This window comes from Amycolatopsis sp. NBC_01286, from assembly GCF_035982555.1.
GTDB lineage: Bacteria > Actinomycetota > Actinomycetes > Mycobacteriales > Pseudonocardiaceae > Amycolatopsis.
The window spans coordinates 7,301,526-7,321,520 of the sequence record NZ_CP108428.1 but is presented as its reverse complement, the minus strand read 5'-3'; the positions used below and the strand labels follow the sequence as shown (position 1 = coordinate 7,321,520).

At 72.6% G+C, this 19,995-nt stretch carries 4 protein-coding genes; all 4 read right to left on the bottom strand.

Going from position 1 to position 19,995, the window contains the following annotated elements; all coding sequences use genetic code 11:
• Positions 1–83 precede the first annotated feature (83 nt).
• The 4 genes from OG570_RS34335 to OG570_RS34320 all read right to left on the bottom strand — a co-directional run bounded on the left by OG570_RS34335 (position 84) and on the right by OG570_RS34320 (position 19,982).
• Positions 84–293, bottom strand: a complete 210-nt coding sequence (locus OG570_RS34335) for an MbtH family protein (protein ID WP_326949812.1) — start codon at positions 291–293, stop codon at positions 84–86.
• A gap of 11 nt (positions 294–304) precedes the next feature.
• On the bottom strand, positions 305–1,330 hold the full coding sequence (locus OG570_RS34330) for an ABC transporter substrate-binding protein (RefSeq protein ID WP_326953138.1): 1,026 nt from the start codon (positions 1,328–1,330) through the stop codon (positions 305–307).
• 98 nt (positions 1,331–1,428) lie between these two features.
• Positions 1,429–1,839, bottom strand: coding sequence for an aspartate 1-decarboxylase (panD, locus tag OG570_RS34325; RefSeq protein ID WP_326949814.1), 411 nt, complete (start codon positions 1,837–1,839; stop codon positions 1,429–1,431).
• A complete protein-coding gene (locus OG570_RS34320) occupies positions 1,839–19,982 on the bottom strand; it encodes an amino acid adenylation domain-containing protein (RefSeq protein WP_442788209.1) in 18,144 nt (6,047 codons plus the stop codon). The genes panD and OG570_RS34320 overlap by 1 nt, the downstream gene beginning before the upstream one ends.
• Positions 19,983–19,995 lie beyond the last annotated feature (13 nt).

Here is a 19,995-nt window from a genome sequence, read left to right as displayed (position 1 = left end):
GGGTGATTGCGGGGTCGACACGGGCCGGGAAGACGACACGCCGGGAGCCATGGCGGCTCCCGGCGTGTCGTTGCGGGGAAGGGTCAGTTGTCCATGGCGTCGGCCAGGGACTTGGGGCGCATGTCCGTCCAGTTCGCTTCCACGTGGTCCAGGCATTCCTGGCGAGCAGCAGGACCGAAAGTGACGCTCCAGCCGGCCGGGACGTCGACGGACTCGGGCCACAGGCTGTGCTGGTTCTCGGCGTTGACCAGGACCAGGTACGTGCCTTCGGGGTCTTCGAACGGGTTGGTCACGGTGCGCCTCCTCAGGCGGTGATGTCGGTGCGGGCGCCCTTCACGACGTCGGCCAGCTTCTGGATGACCGGGGCCGCGAGCACCGGGTTGAACCGCGGCTCGGTCGACCAGTCGGCGAGCTGGCTCGCCTTGACCGCGGGCAGCTGCGCCCACGTCGGGATGGCCGCCAGCTGCTGGCGGGACAGGGCGAAGGTGCGGCTGTCGCTGAGGATCAGGTCGGCCGGGTACTTGCCGGCCTGCTCCCAGCTGAGCGTCTCGAAGTAGTCGTCCGTGCCGGCGCCGTTGATGATGTCCAGGCCCAGGTCGCGGTAGTACGCGAGGTCGGCGAAGAACTCCGGCTTGCAGACGTAGAGGTTGTCCTTGTCGCTGGACACCACGAGCACCTTCAGGCCGGGCTTCGACTTGATCGCGGCCTTCAGGTCGTCGGACGCCTTCTGGAAGTCGTCCTTGCCCTTCTTGATCGCGTCGGAGTTCGCGTCGCCACCGAGGGCCACGGCAAGCTGCTCGTAGCGTTCGATCACCTTCGGCAGCGTGACCTTGTACTCCGACAGCGCGACGATCGGCGCGATCGCCTGGACCTTGGGGCCGAGGTCGTCCTTCAGCACCCACAGGTCGGTCGGCTTGGTGCCGGTGAGGCCGGTGACGACCAGGTCCGGCTTCAGCGCGGCGAACTTCTCCATGCTGAAGTCGTCCCACGCGTTGCCGATCGAGGTGACGGCGTTCAGGTCGATGTTGCCGGCCTGGATCTCCTTGGCGCCGTCGGCCGTCTTCTGCGGGCCGAAGACGCCGATCGGGCGGACGCCGTAGTCCCAGAGCGCGGCGGCCGAGCTGGCGTAGGCCACGACGCGCGACGGACGCTGGTCGCGCGCCGCCTTCTGGTTGCGGTCGTCGGTGAACTCCCACGGCCCGGAGGCGGCGGCCGCCGGCTTGTCGTCACCGCTGCCGCAGGCGGTGAGCGCCGCGGCCGCGGCGAGACCGCCGGTCCCGATCAGGAATCCACGCCGGGTGAGACCGGCACCGCCTTGAAACACCGACATGAGAACCTCTCGCCAAACCTTTAGGGTAGGCACACCTTATTTAGGCGAGCCTGTCTAACGCAACCGCCGTGGCCTACCTGTGTCCACGCCCACCTGCGTCACTTCCGACCGGACAACTGGGCTTCCGCGCCAGGAACCGGCTCGGCGGGGTCGTGTCCCAGGTGGACCTGGCGGTTGTCGGCGTCGACGTGCACCACCCGCGGCCGGTGCCCGGCGCGCTCGGTCTCGTGGACCTGGGCGTAGGTGATGATGATGACCAGGTCGCCGGGGTGCACCAGGTGCGCGGCCGCGCCGTTGATCCCGATCACGCCGGTGCCGGGTTCGCCGGTGATCGCGTAGGTCTCCAGACGGGCGCCGTTGGTGATGTCGACGATCTGGACCTGCTCGCCTTCGACGATGTCCGCGGCGGCCATCAGGTCCGCGTCGATGGTCAGGGAGCCGACGTAGTGCAGGTCGGCCTGGGTCACCGTGGCGCGGTGGATCTTGGCGTTCATCAGGGTGCGGTGCATCAGTTTCCTCGGGTGTCGGTACGGGTGTCGGTCAGCAGGGCGGCCAGCCCGGCCGCGGTGGGGGTGCGGAAGAACTCGGCGATCGGGAGCTCGGTCCCGGTCCGTTCGGTGATCCGGTTGCGCAGGACCACCAGCAGCATCGAATGGCCGCCGAGGGTGAACAGGTCGTCGTCGGCACCGACCGTGCCGACGTCCAGGACCTCCGCGAACACCTCGCAGAGGGTCTTCTCCAGTGGCGTTTCCGGGGCCCGGCCGCGGGCCTCCAGCTCCGGCACCGGCAGGGCCGCTTTGTCGAGCTTCCCGTTGCGCGTCACGGGGAACGCGTCCAGCGGGACGATCGCCGCGGGCACCATGTACTCCGGCAGCGTGCGGGCCACGAACTCCCGCAGCCGCCGGGGATCCGCTGACGCCGGTGTCGTGTACGCGACCAGCCGCTTGTCCCCCGGCCGGTCCTCGCGGACGATCACGAGCGCCTGGCCGACGTCGTCGTGCCGGGTCAGCGCCGTCTCGATCTCACCCGGCTCGATCCGGAAGCCGCGGACCTTCACCTGGTCGTCGGTGCGGCCGAGGTACTCGAGCTGCCCGTCCGGGCGCCAGCGCACCAGGTCGCCGGTGCGGTACATCCGCTCCCCCGGCGGCCCGAACGGGTCCGCGACGAACCGGTCCGCGGTGAGCGCGGGCCGGTCGTGGTAGCCGCGGGCGAGCCCGGCGCCGGCCAGGTACAGCTCGCCGGGCACGCCGGCCGGGACCGGGGTGAGCCCGCCGTCGAGGACGTAGGCCCGGGCGTTGTGCACCGGACGGCCGACCACCGGCCGCTCGCTGTCCGCGACCCGGCCGACCAGTGCGTCCACGGTGGCCTCCGTCGGGCCGTACAGGTTGTACGCCTCGGTGCCCGGAAACGACCGCAGCTCTTCCCACAGCGACTGGGAAACCGCCTCACCACCCACACCGACCACGCCCAGGGCGCACGAACCGTCCTCGACCACCCCGGCCGCCGCCAGCTGCGCGAAGTGTGACGGCGTCAGCTCGAGGAAGTCGAGGCCGCGCTCGCGCACCACCGCGGCGAGGCGGTCCGGGTCGCGGCGGGTGTCGTCGTCGACGACGTGCACCTCGTGGCCGTCCAGCATCCACAGCTGGGGCTGCCATGACGCGTCGAAGAAGAACGCCCACGCGTGCCCGATCCGCAGCGCCCGTCCGCCCGCCGCGGCGACGGCCGGGCGGTAGAGCGTCTCGCGGTGGCTGTGGAACAGGTTCACCAGCCCGGAGTGCGGGATGACGACGCCCTTGGGCTTGCCCGTCGAACCGGACGTGTAGAGCACGTAAGCCGGGTTCGCCGGTGCCGGCGGGATCAGCTGAGCCGCACTGTCCACAGTGTCCTCAAGCAAGTCCTCGACGAACAACGCCCCCGGCACCGGCGCGGCCAGCGCCCGGCTGGTCAGGACCAGCGCCGCACCGGAGTCGGCGAGGACCGCCGCGATCCGGTCTTCCGGCTGGTCCGGGTCCACCGGCAGGTACGCCGCACCCGACTTGAACACGCCGAAGATCGCCTCGACGACCGCCGCCGAGCGCGGCAGCACCAGGGCCACCACCTGCTCGGGCCCGGCGCCGTGCGCCGTCAGCCGGCGAGCCAGCCGGTCGGTCCGCGCGGCGAACTCCCGGAAGGTGACGCTCTCGTGCGTGTCGCTCAGCGCCGTCGCGTCCGGGGTCGCCGCCACCTGCGCGGCCAGCCGGTCGACGACCGTCGGCGCCGCCGTGGTCACCGGCGCGCCGGTGCCCCACTCGCCGAGGATCCGTTGCCGCTCAAGGGGTTCCAGGACGTCGATGCGGCTCAGCGGCCGGTCCGGGTCGGCGACGACGGCGCTCATCAGCCGGACCAGGCGCTCGGTGAGCGTCCGGGCGGTCGGCTCGTCGAACAGGTCGAGGCTGAACTCGAGGTCGCCCTCGATGCCGTCGGGCGTTTCGACCAGGTCGAACGACAGGTCGAACTTCGCCTGCCGCAGCCCGGTGTCGCGGTAGGCCGCGTCGAGCCCGAGCAGCTCTTCCGGCTCGGAACCCGAGTGGTAGACCGCGAGCATGACCTGGAACAGCGGGTGCCGAGCCAGGGACCGGGCCGGGTTGAGCAGCTCGACGAGGTGCTCGAACGGCAGGTCCTGGTGGGCGTACGCGGCCAGGTCGGCCTCGCGGATCCGGGCGAGCAGTTCGCGGAACGTCGGGTCGCCCTCGGTGTCCGTGCGCAGCACGAGCGTGTTGACGAAGAACCCGGCCAGGTCCTCCAGGGCGTGGTCCATCCGGCCGGCCACCGGGGTGCCGAGCGGGATGTCGGTGCCCGCGCCGAGCCGGGTCAGCAACGCGGCCAGCGCCGCCTGCAGGACCATGAACGTGCTGGTGTCGCTGCCGTGGGCGAGGTCGCGCAGGCCGCGGTGCACCTCGCCGGACACGGTGAACGGCACCGCCGCGCCGCGGTTGGTCGAGCGCGCCGGGCGGGGCCGGTCCGCCGGGAGGGCCAGCTCGTCCGGGATGCCGGCGAGGGTGTCGCGCCAGAACGCCGCTTGCCGGCCGAGCAGGCTGTCCGGGTCGTCGGCACGGCCGAACATCTCCCGCTGCCACAGCGTGTAGTCGGCGTACTGCACCGGCAACGGCGTCCACTGTGGACGCTCACCGCGCCGGCGGGCGGCGTACGCGGTGTCCAGGTCGCGCTTCAGCGGCGGGAGCGACCAGCCGTCGCCCGCGATGTGGTGCACCAGCAGCACGAACACGTGCCGCTCCGGCCCGGCGGAGACGAGCGTGGCCCGTACCGGGATCTCGGCGTCGAGGGTGAAGCAGTACGACGCCGCCGCGACGACGCTGTCCGCGAGGTCCGCTTCGGCCACCGTCTCGGTGACCAGCACCGGGCGGGCGCGTTCGTCGCCGGCGTCCAGCACGATCTGCCGCGGCGTGCCGTGGTCCTCGGCGAGGACCGTCCGGAGGATCTCGTGGCGGACCACGACGTCCCCGAGGGCCGCCCGCAGCGCGTCGGCGTCGACCGGGCCGGTCAGCTCCCACGCCCACGGGATGTTGTAGGTCGCGGACAGCCCGTCCAGGCGATCGAGGAACCACAGGCGCTGCTGGGCGAACGACAGCGGCAGGACCTCCGGCCGCGGCACCGGCACCAGCGCCGGACGGCTGCTGCGGCCGGGATCGAGCAGCTCGGCGAGGCGGGCCGGGGTCGGCGCGTCGAACACCGCGCGGATCGGCACCTCGACGCCGAGCAGCGCGCGGATACGGCTGACCAGGCGCGTCGCCAGCAGCGAGTGGCCGCCGAGGGTGAAGAAGCCGTCGTCGGGACCGACCGATCCGACGCCGAGGACGTCGGCGAAGAGTGCGCACAGCGCCTGCTCGGCCGGGGTCCGCGCTGCGCGTCCGGTGGTGCGGGCCTCCGGGGCCGGAAGGGCGCGGCGGTCGAGCTTGCCGTTGGCGTTCACCGGCAGTTCCGGCAGCACGACGATCGCCGACGGCACGAGGTACTCCGGCAGCCGCGCGGCGGCCAGCGTTCGCAGCGCCACCGGGTCGGGGCGATCGCCCACGACGTAGGCCACGAGGCGGTTCTCGCGGGCGATCACGACCGCGCGGGCCACCGACGGGTCGGCCGTCAGCACGGCCTCGACCTCACCCGGCTCGACGCGGAAGCCGCGGATCTTGATCTGCTGGTCGGCGCGGCCGAGGAACTCCAGCGCACCGTCCGGACGTCGCCGGACCAGGTCGCCGGTGCGGTACATCCGCTCCCCCGGCGCGAATGGCGAGGCCACGAACCGTTCCGCGCTCAACGCGGGACGGCCGAGGTAGCCCCGGGCGAGCCCGGCCCCGGCCAGGTACAGCTCACCGCGCACGCCCGGCGGCACCGGCCGCAACGCAGTGTCGAGGACGTACGCGCGGGTGTTCGCGACGGGCCGCCCGATGGCCACGGGCCCGCAGACCTGCGCCAGGCTGTCGCCCGCGACTTCCGAGCAGCCGTACAGGTTCACCAGCTTCGCCGACGGCCAGCGCCGGGCCACCTTCTCGGCCAGCGCCGCGGAAAGCGGCTCACCACTGGTGATCCAGGTCGTGACCGAATCGACGGCGGTGTCTTCCACGTCTTCCACGAAGGTGTCGAGCAGGCTGGGCACCACGGTCAGCACCTGGGCGCCGCTGCGGCGCACCAGTCCGGCGAGGGCGTGCGGGTCGGTGGCCGTCACGTCGTCGGCGAGGACCACCGGCTCGCCCGCGACGAGCCCGCCGAGCAGCTCGGTCGAGCCGTCGATGAACGTCAATGCGCTCTTCGCCACGCGCACGCCCGGGGCGAGGTCCCGGCCCCAGTGCAGCCGGTTGGCCAGCGCCAGCTGGGTGCCCGCGACCGCCTTCGGCCGTCCGGTCGAGCCCGACGTGAAGATCACGTACGCCGGGTTCTCCGGCCTGATCTCCGGCCACTCGGCCGGTTCCGCCGCGGTCTCGTCGGGCCGCACCAGCCGGTCGCCGAACCCGTCGTGCGCGACGACCAGGTGCGGTGCCGCGTCGGTGAGCATCAGCTCGACGCGCTCGGCCGGGTGATTCAGGTCCAGCGGGAGGTAGGCGGCGCCGGTCTTCAGGACCGCCAGGAGCGCGGTCACCAGCTCGACCGACCGCGGGAGCGCGACGGCCACGACCCGCTCCGGCCCGGCGCCCCGCGAGAGCAGCGCACGGGCAAACGCCGTCGCCCGGGTGTCCAGGTCGGCGTAGGTCAGGTGCTGCGTGCCGAAGATCAGCGCCGTGGCGTCCGGGGTGCGGGCCACCTGGGCGGCGAACAGCCCGGCCGTCGTCTCGGCCGGGAGTGGCGTGGCGATCTCGGCGTGGCCGAGCTGCTCGTGCTCGGCGTCGGTGAGCAGGTCGATCGCGCCGATCCGGGTGTCCGGGTCGGCGACGGCCGCGCGCAGCAACGCGCGGAGCCGCCCCAGGATCGCCTCGACGCCGGAGCGGTCGAAGACGTCGCTGTTGTACTCGGCGGTGCCGCGGATCCCGGTCTGGTTGCCGGGCCGCTCGCCGACGAAGAGCGTCAGGTCGGCGCGGGCGGTGCCGGTGCGGACCGGCTCCTCCTCCACGGTCAGACCCGGCAGGCCGAGGTCGGCGACGGCGTTGTTCTGCCAGGCCAGCATCGTCTGGAACAGCGGCGCGTACGCCAGCGAGCGGACCGGATTGAGCGCCTCCACCAGGCGTTCGAAGGGGACGTCCTGGTGCGCGTAGGCGTCGAGACTCCGGTCGCGCACCCGGGCGACGAGGTCGCGGAACGACGGGTCGCCGTCGGTGCCGACGCGCAGGACCAGGGTGTTGACGAAGAACCCGACGAGGTCGTCGAGGGCCTGGTCGGTGCGGCCGGCGATGGACGTGCCGATCGGGACGTCGGTGCCCGCGCCGAGCCGCGTCAGCGCGGCGGTGAGGCCGGCGTGCACGACCATGAACACGCTGGCGCCACACGCGCGGGCCAGGTCGACGAGTCCACTGTGGAGGTCGGCGTCCCAGCCGAAGGAGAACTGTTCGCCCTGGTAGGACGTCTCCGCCGGGTGCGGCCGGTCGGTCGGCAGCTCGATGCGTTCCGGCAGGTCCGCGAGGGTCTCGCGCCAGTAGGCCAGCTGCGGTTCGATGACCTGCTCGCCGAGGACGTCGCGTTGCCACAGCGTGTAGTCCGCGTACTGCACCGGCAACGGCGTCCACTCGGGACGCTCACCGGCGCGCAGGGCGGTGTAGGCGGTGGCGAGGTCGCGCCACAGCGGCGCGGTCGACCAGCCGTCCGAGGCGATGTGGTGGAAGACCAGCGCCAGGACGTGTTCACGGGCGCCCAGCCGCAGCAGCTCCGCGCGCAACGGGACTTCCGACTCCAGCTCGAACACCGTGCGGGCCACGTCGGACACCGCGTCGGCGAGCGTCGCCTCGGTGACGTCGCGGGTGTGCAGCGGGATCTCGACGTCGTCGAGGATCAGCTGGCGGGCTTCGCCGTCGATCTCCGGGAACACGGTCCGCAGGGCTTCGTGCCGCTCGACGACGTCGGACAGTGCGGCCTGCAGGGCGGTGACGTCAAGGTCGCCGGTGAGGCGGACCGCGGTTGGCATGTTGTACGTCGCCGACGGACCTTCCAGCCGGTGCAGGAACCACAGCCGCTGCTGGGCGAACGACAGCGGCAAGAGGTCGGGCCGCGGGTCGGCGCGCACGAGGGCGGGCCGGGCGACCGACGAGTCCAGTGTGGACAGCAGGGCGGCGAGCCCGGCGACGGTCGGCGTCTCGAACACCGACCGCACCTGCAGCTCGACGCCGAACACCGCGCGCAGCCGCGCGACCAGCCGCGTCGCCATCAGCGAGTGGCCGCCGAGGGCGAAGAAGTCGTCGTCGACGCCGATGGCGACAGTGTTGACTACCTCGGCGAACAGGCCGCACAGGACTTCCTCGACCGGGGTGCGCGGGGCGCGTCCGGCGGTGGCTTCCTGCTTGTCCGGGCTCGGCAGGGCGCGGCGGTCGAGCTTGCCGGAGGCGAGCAGCGGCAGCCGGTCCAGCACGACGAACGCCGAGGGCACCATGTACTGCGGCAGCCGGTCGCGGACGTGCGCCCGCAGCGCCGCCACCAGCGCGCTCGTGTCGCGCCGGCCCGCCGGGTGATTGCCCAGGGTGCCCAGCACGGCTCGCACTGGGCGGGCGCGGTGGATCCCCACCGGGTCACCGGTGGTGAACACGACCTCCAGCGCGCCCTCCTGCGCCGTGACGGTCGGGTACACCCGATAACCCAGACGCGAGCCCAGTTCCTGCAGCGTCTCGGGGTCCACACCGGACGGCTCACCGTCCAAAGCGGACAACGCCGCGTCCGCGTCGCCCGCGGCCAGCGCGGCGACGGCGGCCAGCTCACCGGACAGGCGTGCGTTCGGCACGCCGGTGACGCGCAGCCGGGCCGGCCCCTCGGCCAGCAGCCGCTCCAGCTCGGCGACGGACTCGAACGTGACGACCTGCTCGTCGACCGGGGCCGGCTTGGGCGCCTTCCGCAGGACGACGTCGTAGCGGTGCCGGGTCAGCTCGTTGTGCGCGTGGCCGCGCTTGAACCACAGGTCGACGTCGTCGAAGCCGTCCAGCTCGCGGGCCACCGCGGTGAAGAAGTCCGGGTCGAGGACGAGCTCGCCGTCACGGGCGACGGCCTGGTCGACCGCGGCGACGGTCCGGCGGCCGTGCCGCAGCTCGGTCGCCGTGCGGAACGCCCGCAGCGAGCGCAGGTTCCGGATGTCGCCGAGGAAGAGCACGCCACCGGGCCGGACGCGCGCGGCGGCGGTTCGGATGACCTCGGCGAGGTAGTCGACGCTCGGGAAGTACTGCGCGACGGAGTTGACGATCACGGTGTCGAACGGCTCGTCCGGCAGCTCGCCGAGGTCGTGCGCCGGCCGGGCCGCGACGTGCACCTTGCCCGCCAGGTCGGGGCGTCCGGCCAGCTCGCGGCGCAGGTTGGCGATCGCCTTCTCGGACAGGTCGACGCCCCAGTACGCCTCGGCGTCCGGCGCGATCCGGGAGAGAATGAGCCCAGAGCCGACGCCGATTTCGAGCACGCGCTTGGGCCGCAGTGCCTGGATGCGCTCGATCGTCGCCGCGTGCCACTCGCGCATCTCGCCGAGGGGGATCTCCGAGCCGTCGTAACTGGAGTTCCACCCGGTGAAGTTCTCCTCCAGGCCACCGGACGCGGCGTCGTCGAAGACGTTCTCGTGCAGTTCGCGCCACTCGCCGACGTGGTCCAGCTCGGCTTCTTCGTCGCGGCTCGCGGCCGGGACGGCGTAGGCGATGAGCCGCCCGTCCTGGGCCAGCACGACGGACTGCGCGATGGCCGGGTGCTCGGTGATGACGGCCTCGATCTCGCCCGGTTCGATGCGATAACCGCGGATCTTGACCTGGTCGTCGGCGCGGCCCAGGAAGACGAGACGACCGTCCGGTAGCCATTTCACCAGGTCACCGGTGCGGTAGAGCCGTCCGCCCGAACCGAACGGGTCCGCGACGAACCGCTCCGACGTCAGCCCGGCACGGCCCAGGTACCCGCGGGCCAGGCCGGATCCGGCGAGGTACAGCTCCCCCACCACGCCCGGCGGGACCGGCCGCAGTCCGGCGTCGAGGACGTACGCCCGCGTCCCCGGGTCAGGGATGCCGATGGGCACGACGGTCGCGTCGGCGAGCTCGACCGGGTCGCTCTCGCCGAGCGTCGAGTTCGTGGTCGCCTCGGTCGGGCCGTAAGCGTTGAACATCCGCCGGCCCGGCGCCCAGCGTCGGATCAGCTCCGGCGACACGCGCTCGGTGCCCGCGAGCAGGACGCTGTCGCGCGGCAGGTCGCAGTCCGCCGGCATCGCGTCGAGCAGCGCGGGCGGGAGGATCATGAAGTCCGCGCCGTGCTCGTGCGCGTACTCGGTCAGCGCGGGCCCGGCGACCCGGCGCTCGGCCGGGACGACGATCAGGCGGCCGCCGGAGAGCAGGCCGAGACAGAGGTCCCAGAACGCGACGTCGAAGCTCGGCGACGCGAACTGCAGCACCCGGCTGTGCGGGCCGATCCCGAACCGCTCGACCTGCGTCGCGACGAGCTTCGCGACGCCGGAGTGCTGCAGCACGACGCCCTTGGGGCGGCCGGACGAGCCGGACGTGTAGATCACGTACGCCGCGTTCTCGGGTATCACCGCCACGGCCGGGTCCACAGTGGACATCGAAGTGAGCGCGGGGTCGTCCTGGAAGACGCGCGGCACGTCGGCGGGCAGCTTGCCGTCGATCTCCCGCGTGGTCACCACGCACACCGGCTTGGCGTCGGAGACCATGAACGCGATCCGGTCGCCCGGGTAGTCGACGTCGACCGGCAGGTAGGCGGCACCCGCCTTGAGCACGGCCAGCTCCGCGACGATCATCTCGACCGACCGCGGCACGGCCAGCGCGACGACCTTCTCGAGCCCGGCCCCGCGCTCGACCAGCAGGTGCGCGAGCTGGTTGGCCCGCACGTCGAGGTCGGCGTAGGTCAGCTCGACGTCCTCGAATACCAGCGCCACCGCGTCCGGGGCCTCCCGGACCCGCTGGGCGAACATCCCGGGGAACGTCTCCGTGCCCGCGGGTTCGAGGCGGCCCGCCCACTGGGTCAGCACCAGATCACGTTCGTCGCCTTCGAGGAGGTCCAGGGCGCCGACCGCGCGGTCGGGCTCGGCCAGGGCCGCGCGCAGCAGGACCTCGAGACGGCGCAGGATGGCGTCGGCACCCGGGTGGTCGAAGACGTCCGCGTTGAACTCCAGGACGCCGTCGATTCCGGCGTCCCGCTCGGTGAGCGAAATCGAGAGGTCGAACTTCGACGTCCCGGTGGTCACCGGGATCTCGGTGACGGTCAGACCGGGCAGGGTGACCTCGGCGCGCGTGTTGTTCTGCCCGGCGATCATCACCTGGAACAGCGGGTGGTACGACAGCGACCGCGCCGGGTTGAGGATCTCGACCAGGCGCTCGAACGGGACGTCCTGGTGGGCGTACGCGTCGAGGTTGCGCTCGCGGACGCGGCCGACCAGGTCGCGGAACGTCGGCTCGCCCGCGGTGTCGACGCGCAGCACCAGGGTGTTGACGAAGAACCCGACGAGGTCGTCGAGGGCCTGGTCGGTGCGCCCGGCGATGGGTGAGCCGATCGGGACGTCCGGGCCCGCGCCCAGCCGCGTCAGCAGCGCGGCGAGGGCCGCGTGCACGACCATGAACACACTGGCACCGCACTCGCGGGCCACAGTGGACAGTCCGCTGTGGAGGTCGGCGTCCCAGGTGAAGGTGTGCAGTTCGCCGCGGAAGGTCGCGGTGGACGGGTGCGGCCGGTCGAGGGGCAGCTCGATGCGGTCGGGCAAGCCGTCGAGGGTGTCGCGCCAGTAGTCGAGCTGGGCGGACAGGACGCTGTCCGGGTCGTCCTCGCGGCCGAGCAGGTTCTGCTGCCACAGCGTGTAGTCCGCGTACTGCACCGGCAACGGCGTCCACTGGGGACGCTCGCCGGCGCGGCGGGCGGTGTAGGCCGTCGCGATGTCACGCCACAGGGGCGCCATCGACCAGCCGTCGGAGGCGATGTGGTGGAACACGAGGGCCAGCACGTGCTCGCCGTCGTCGAGTCGCAGCAGTTCCGCGCGCATCGGCGCGTGCTGTTCGAGGTCGAACGAGCCCCGGACGAGACCGGTCAGGGCGCTGTCGAGGTCGGTGACCTCACGGACCGGCAGGTCGACAGCGGACGGCGGGAGGATGTCCTGGTAGGGCACGCCGTCGTGCTGCGGGAACCGGGTCCGCAGCGCCTCGTGGCGCTCGACCACGTCGGATAGCGCGGCCCGCAGAGCGTCGACGTCCAGGTCGCCGTCGAGGCGCATGATCAGCGGCACGTTGTAGGTGGCCGACGGGCCTTCGAGGTGGTGCAGGAACCACAGCCGCTGCTGGGCGCCCGACAGCGGGACCAGGGCCGGTCGCTGCACCGGGACCAGCGGTGGCCGGGCGGGTCCGCTGCCGGCGGAGATCAGCTCGGCCAAGCCCGCGGCGGTCGGCGTTTCGAACACCGACCGGACTTCCAGTTCGGCGTTCAGGGTCGTGCGGATGCGGGCGATCAGCCGGGTGGCCAGCAGGGAGTGGCCGCCGAGGGTGAAGAAGCTGTCGTCCGGGCCGACCCGCGGCAGGCCGAGGACGTCGGCGAACAGCTCACACAACTGCCGCTCGACGGGCGTGCGCGGCTCGCGGTCGGACGTCGGCGCCACGGGGTCCGGCGAGGGCAGGGCGCGGCGGTCGAGCTTGCCGTTGGCCGTCACCGGGAGCGCGTCGAGCACGACGATCGCCGACGGGACCATGTGCTCCGGCAAGCTCTCGGCGGCCAGCGCGCGCAGGTCGGCGGACAGGGTGCTGATCCGGCGGAAGCGGCCGGGGTTGCCGGTGTAGGACAGCAGCGGCTCGCTTCCGGGCCGGAAGGCACCGGCGACCGAGCCGGTCGTGAACACGACGTCGACCGAGCCGTCATCTTCGGCCGACCAGGTGACGGCCGTGGTGTAGCCGTGGGCGTCGCCCAGGTCGTACCAGTCCTGCGGATTGACGCCGTCGGTGGTGCGGCCGTTCGGCACGCCGTTGATCCGGACACCACCGTCGAGCACGACGTCGTCCACTGAGGACACTTCGTTGCCCCAGGTCAGGACCTCAACCGTCGGCGCTTCGATGGGCGAAGTGTGGAGGACGACGTCGTAGCGGAACTGGGTGAGTTCGTTGACGCCACGCCCGCGCTTGACGCGGATGTCCGCGGTGACGCCCTCAAGCCCGGCGAAGAACTCCGGAGCGACCAGGAGTTCCTTCTCCCGCAACAGGGCCTGCTCGACGTCTCCCCCGCGCTGCCGGGCGACCTCGGTGTGGAACGCGCGGACCTGACGCAGGTCGCGGATGTCGCCGACGAACACGGTCCCGCCCGGAGCGAGGAGGCTGACGGCCTTCTTCAGGACGTCCAGGAGGTACGTCCCGCTGGGGAAGTACTGGACGACCGAGTTGAGCACGATCGTGTCGAAGTATCCGGAAGGCAGGCCGGAGACGTCGGCGGCGTCGCCGGTGCGCAGCTCGACGTAGTCCGCGAGCGCGGGGTCGGCCGCGACCCGGTCACCGAGGGACGCGATGACCTCGACGGAGAAGTCCGTGCCCCAGTACGACTCGCAGTGCGGGGCCAGCTCGGTCAGCAGCAGGCCGGTGCCGACGCCGAGTTCCAGCACACGCCGCGGCCGCGTCTCGCGGATCCGCGTGACGATGGCGTCGCGCCACTCGCGCATCTCGTCGCGGGGAATCGGCTCGCCGGTGTAGCTGGAGTTCCAGCCTTCGAAGTCGTCGGTGGCGCCGGAGTACATCGAGTCGTACAGCTCGCGCCACTCGCCGACCTGCTCGGTCTCGTCCGTGGCCGACGCGGGGGTTTCGGCGGGCACGACGTAGCCGACCAGCCGGACGTCGCCCGGCCGGTCCTCGCGGGCGACGACGACGGCGTGGGCGACGTCGTCGTGCGCGGCGAGCGTCGCGGCGATCTCACCGGGCTCGACGCGGAAGCCGCGGATCTTGATCTGCTCGTCGCCGCGGCCGAGGAACTCGCACACGCCGTCGGCGCGGAACCGGGCGACGTCGCCGGTGCGGTACATCCGCTCCCCCGGCTCGAACGGCGAGGCGATGAACCGCTCGGCGCTCAACCCGGGACGTCCCAGGTAGCCGCGGGCGAGCTGGACCCCGGCGAGGTACAGCTCACCGGGTGTGCCCGGCGGGACCGGTCGCAGTGCCGCGTCGAGGACGTACGTTCGGGTGTTCCACACCGGACGTCCGATCGGGACGGTCGTCTCGTCGGGCGAGGTGCGCCAGGACGTGACGTCGACCGAGGCTTCGGTGGGGCCGTAGAGGTTGTGCAGCTCGGCGGCCAGGACCTGCCCGAACCGCGCGACGGCCTCGGGCGGCAGCGCCTCACCACTGCACAGGACCCGGCGCAGGCTCGTGCACTCCCCCGCGGCGGGCTCCTGCAGGAAGACCTGGAGCATCGACGGGACGAAGTGGACGGTCGTGACGTCGTGCTCGCGGATCAGCCGCGCGAGGTAGGCCGGGTCCTTGTGGCCGTCGGGCCGGGCCACGACCTCGGTGGCGCCGGTGAGCAGCGGCCAGAGGAATTCCCAGACCGATACGTCGAAGCTGGACGGCGTCTTCTGCAGCACCCGGTCGTCGCCGGTCAGGCCGTATTCGTGCTGCATCCACAGCAGGCGGTTGACGATGCCCGCGTGCGGCACGACGACGCCCTTGGGCCGGCCCGTCGAGCCGGAGGTGTAGATGACGTAGGCCGGGTTTTCCGGCCGGAGCACGACGTCCGGCGCCTTGGCCGGGAACCCGGCCGCCGTCACGGGCTCGTCCAGCAGCAGCGCGCCGGGGACGGCGGTCTCCGTCGTGGCCAGCACCAGGGTCGGCTGGGCGTCTTCGAGCATGAAGGCGATCCGCTCGGCCGGGTAGCCGGGGTCGAGCGGCAGGTAGGCGGCGCCCGCCTTGAGCACGGCGAGGATGGCCGTGACCAGGTGTGTCGAGCGCGGCAGTGCGAGCGCGACCACCTTCTCGGGTCCCGCGCCGCGCGCGACGAGGGCCTGGGCCAGGCGGTTCGACGCGGCGTCCAGCTCGGCGTAGGTGAGCCGGTCGTTCTCAAAGACCAGGGCCGGGTGGTCCGGCGTCCGCGCGACCTGCGCGGCGAACAGCTCGGGCACGGTGACCGCGGGGACGTCCTCGACGGCGCCGGACCAGACGGCGTCCAGTCCGTCGCGCTCGGCCTCGGTGAGCACGTCCAGGGACCCGAGACGGCGGTCCGGGGCTGAGACCACCTGGCGCAGCAGGACTTCCAGACGCGCCAGGAGCGCGTCCACAGTGGAGCGGTCGAAGACCTCGGCGTTGAACTCGGCCTGGCCGGTGATGCCGTCGGCGTGCTCCGTGAGTGAGAACCAGAGGTCGAACTTCGCGGTGCCGGTGCCGACGGGCTGCTCGGTCACCGTCAGGCCGGGCAGCTCGACGCCGGAGCCGGGGGTGTTCTGCCAGGCCAGCATGGTCTGGAACAGCGGGTGGTGCGCCAGCGACCGCGCCGGGTTCAGGGCCTCGACGAGCCGCTCGAACGGGACGTCCTGGTGGGCGTAGGCGTCGAGGCTGCGCTCCCGGACGCGCGCGACGAGGTCGCGGAACGTCGGGTCGCCGCCGGTGTCGACGCGCAGGACCAGCGTGTTGACGAAGAAGCCGACGAGGTCGTCGAGGGCCTGGTCGGACCGGCCGGCGATGGGTGTGCCGATCGGGATGTCGGTGCCGCCGCCGAGCCGCGACAGCAGCGCGGTCAGGCCCGCGTGGACGACCATGAACGGGCTGGCGCCGCACGCCCGCGCGAGGTCGCCGAGCCCGGCCTGGAGGCCGGCGTCCCAAGCGAAGGTGAAGAACCCGCCGCGGTAGGCGGACACCGCCGGGTGCGGCCGGTCGAGCGGGAGGCTGATCCGCTCGGGCAGGTCGCGCAGGGTCGCGCGCCAGTAGTCGAGCTGGGCGGTCTCTTCGGTGGCGAGGAGTTCGCGTTGCCAGAGGGTGTAGTCGGCGTACTGCACCGGCAACGGCGGCCACTGTGGATCTTCGCCCTGCCGGCGGGCGCCGTACGCCGTGGCGATGTCCCGCCAGAGCGGCGACAGGGACCAGCCGTCGGCGGCGATGTGGTGCACGACCAGCACGAGGACGTGGCGGCGCGGGTCGATCGTCAGCAGCTCGGCACGGACGGGCACCCCGGCGCCGAGGTCGAAGACCTCGCGCACGAGGGCGTCCACAGTGGAGTCCACCGCGGACTCGGCGACCGTCCGCACCGTCAGGTCGACCTCGCCGTCGGGCAGAACGTGCTGGTAGGCCACGCCGTCCGCGACGGGGAACACCGTCCGCAGTGCTTCGTGGCGGCCGAGGACGTCGTGCAACGCGGTCCGCAGCGCCTCGACGTCCAGTTCGCCGGACAGCCGCATGACGAGCGGGACGTTGTAGGTCGCCGACCCGCCTTCGAGACCGTGCAGGAACCACAGCCGCTGCTGCGCGAACGACAGCGGGAACCGCTCCGGCCGTTCCTCGAAGCGTTCGAGCGGACGTCGTTCGGTGCCCGACGCGGCACCGGCCAGGAGGTTCGCGAGGGCGGCCACGGTCGACGCGTCGAAGACCGCGCGCACCGGGATGTCGGCGCCGACGGCCGCGCGGATCCGCTGGATCAACCGCGTCGCCATCAGGGAATGCCCGCCGAGGGCGAAGAAGTCGTCGTCCGGCCCGACTCGCGGCACGCCGAGGACGTCGGCGAACAGCTCGCACAGCAGCTGCTCGACGGGGTTGCGGGGCGCGCGGCCCGGCCCGGCGGTGAACCGCTCCGGCGCCGGGAGGGCCTTGCGGTCGAGCTTGCCGGAGGCCAAGACCGGCAGCTTGTCGAGCACGACGAACGCCGTGGGCACCATGTACTGCGGCAGCCGGTCCCGCACGTGCGACCGCAGCGACGCGACCAGTGCGCCGGTCTCGCGCCGGGCGGCCGGGTTGTTGGCGTACGACGCCGGGGCGCCCGTGCTCCGCACCGGCCGGTAGGCCGCGTCCGGTGCCGACCGGCTGAAGACGGCCTCCAGCTCGCCGGCCGACGCGGGCGTGACCGCGACGCGGTAGCCGGCCCGCTCGGCCAGCCGGTGCAGGTCCTCCGGGTCGACGCCGTCACGCACGTTCAAGGCCCGCACCGCCGCCGGGTCACCTTCGTCGAGCGCGCGAACCGCAGCGAGTTCGCCGGAAAGCCGTGCGTCCGGCACGCCGGTGACGCGCAGCCGCTCCGGCGTCTCGGCGGTCAGGAACCCGGCCACCGCGGCGAGATCGCCGAACGCGATGACCTGCTCTTCGGCCGGCGACGGTCGTGGCGCCTTGCGCAGGACGACGTCGTAGCGGTGCCGCGTCAGCTCGTTGTGCGCGTCGCCCCGCTTGACCCACAGGTCGACGTCGAAGCCGTCGAGGCTCCGGGCGAGGGCCGGGAAGAAGTCGGGATCGAGGACGAGTTCGCCTTCGCGGGCGATCGCCTGGTCCACGGCGGCGACGTCAGCGCGGTCGTGCCGCAGCTCGACGGCGGTGCGGAACGCGCGCAGCGAGCGGAGGTTGCGGATGTCGCCGAGGAAGATCGTGCCGCCCGGGGCGAGGAGCCCGGCGGCGGTCCGGACGACTTCGGCGAGGTAGTCCGCGCTCGGGAAGTACTGGGCGACCGAGTTGACGATCACGGTGTCGAACGGCTCGTCCGGCAGCTCGCCGAGGTCGTGCGCGGGCCGCGCGGCGAGGTGGACCTTGCCCGCCAGCTCCGGCATCGCGGCGACCTCGCGCCGCACGTTCTCGACGGCGCTCTCGGAAAGGTCGACACCCCAGTAGGTTTCGGCGTCCGGCGCGATCCGGGAGAGGATGAGCCCGCTGCCGACGCCGATCTCGAGGACCCGCTTCGGCCGCAGCGCGCGGATGCGCTCGACGGTCGCCGCGTGCCACTCGCGCATTTCGTCGAGGGGGATGTCGGAGCCGTCGTAGCTGGAGTTCCAGCCGGCGAAGTTCTCCTCGATGCCGGTGGAGCCGGCGAGCATCTCCTCGTGGACGTCGTGCCACTCGGCGACGTGGCCCTGCTCGGCCGCGCGGTCCGGGACCGGCACGGCGTAGGCGACGAGCTGCCCGTCCTGCGCGACGACGACGGACTGGCCGACGCGCGGGTGCTCGGCCAGCACGGACTCGATCTCGCCGAGTTCGATGCGGTAGCCGCGGATCTTGACCTGGTCGTCGGCGCGGCCCAGGAACACGAGACGGCCGTCCGGCAGCCATTTCACCAGGTCTCCGGTCCGGTAGAGCCGTCCACCAGAGCCGAACGGGTCGGCCACGAACCGCTCCGACGTCAGCCCGGCGCGCCCGAGGTAGCCACGCGCCAAGCCGGAGCCGGCGAGGTACAGCTCCCCCACCACGCCGACCGGGACCGGCGCGAGGAACGCATCGAGCACGTACGCGCGGGTGCCGGGGTCCGGGACGCCGATCGGGACGGCCGAGCCCGGCGTGATCTCCGGGTCGCAGAGCCCGAGCGTCGAGTTGGTCGTGGCCTCGGTCGGGCCGTAGGCGTTGAACATCCGCCGGCCCGGCGCCCACCGCCGGACCAGTTCGGGTGAGACGCGCTCGGTGCCGGCGAGCAGGACGCTGTCGCGGGGCAGGTCGCAGTCTTCGGGGAACTCGGCGAGCAGCGCGGGCGGCAGGATCATGAAGTCGACGCCGTGCGCGTTCGCGTAGTCGGCCAGCTCCGGGCCGGGGACGCGCCGCTCGGCCGGGACGACCACGAGCCGTCCGCCCGACAGCAGCCCGAGGCAGAGGTCCCAGAATGCGACGTCGAAACTCGGCGACGCGAACTGCAGCACCCGGCTCCGCGGACCGATCCCGAACCGCTGGGTCTGGGTCGCGACCAGCTTCGCGACACCCGCGTGGGACACGACAACACCCTTGGGACGACCGGTCGAGCCCGAGGTGTAGATGACGTAGGCCGCGTTGGCCGGGACGATCGCCGCGCCCGGGTCCGTCGCCGGCGCGTCGGCCAGGGACGTCTCGTCGAGCAGGAGGACGTCGCCGTCGAAGCGGTCGGCCAGTTCGCTCGTGGTCACCACGCACACCGGACCGGCGTCGGCGACCATGAACGTGATCCGGTCGGCCGGGTAGTCCTGGTCGAGCGGCAGGTAGGCGGCGCCGGCCTTGAGGACGGCCAGCTCCGCCACGATCATCTCGACCGACCGCGGCACGGCCAGCGCGACCACGCGCTCGGGCCCGGCGCCGCGGCCGATGAGGACGTGCGCGAGCCGGTTCGCCCGCGCGTCCAGCTCGGCGTAGGTGATCTCGACGTCCTCGAAGACCAGCGCGACGGAGCCTGGCGCCTCACGTACGCGGGCGGCGAACAGCTCCGGCAGCGTCGACAGCGGCGTGTCGAGGTCGGTGGCGTTCCAGTCGTCGAGCATCCGGCGCAGTTCCGGCTCCGGCACCAGGTCGAGCCGCGCGACCGGCCACTGTGGACGTTCCAGCGCGGCGACGAGGAGGTGTTCGAGGTGGCCGAGCATGCGGTCCACAGTGGACTCTTCGAGGACGTCGCCGCGGTAGCGCGCCTCGAGGACGCCGTCACCGAGGTCGACCACCAGGTCGAGCGGCAAGGTCGTCTCGGCGGCGAAGCCGACGTTGACCAGCACCGAGCCGCCACGACCGCGTTCTGGCTGCAGCTCGCCGACCAGGTCGTCGAACGGCACCTCGTGCGCCACGGCCTCCTCGCGAGCCGCCCGCACGCGCGCGACGACGTCGTCGAAGCCGGGCGAGCCGGCCAGGTCGACGCGCAGCGGAACCAGCGAGCCGACGCCGAGCACGACGTCGGCCGTGCCGGTGTACCGGTGCAGCAGGACGACGAAGGCCGACAGCACGAGCAGGTCCGCGTCCTCACCCAGTGACAGCGGCAGCTCCCGGGTCAGCCGATCGCGCGGCGCCGCCGGCTCCGCGGGGTAGGGCCGGTCGACCGGCAGCGGCAGTTCCTTCGGCGCCGACGCGAGGCGATCACGCCAGAACCCGAGGTCCGCGACCTGCTGCACAGCGTCACCGTTGCTCACCGGTAGACCAGCC

Bases quoted from the DNA above. Each gene is read 5' to 3' on its own strand.
- OG570_RS34330 (WP_326953138.1), bottom strand. From the start codon at position 1,330: ATGTCGGTGTTTCAAGGCGGTGCCGGTCTCACCCGGCGTGGATTCCTG.
- panD (WP_326949814.1), bottom strand. From the start codon at position 1,839: ATGCACCGCACCCTGATGAACGCCAAGATCCACCGCGCCACGGTGACC.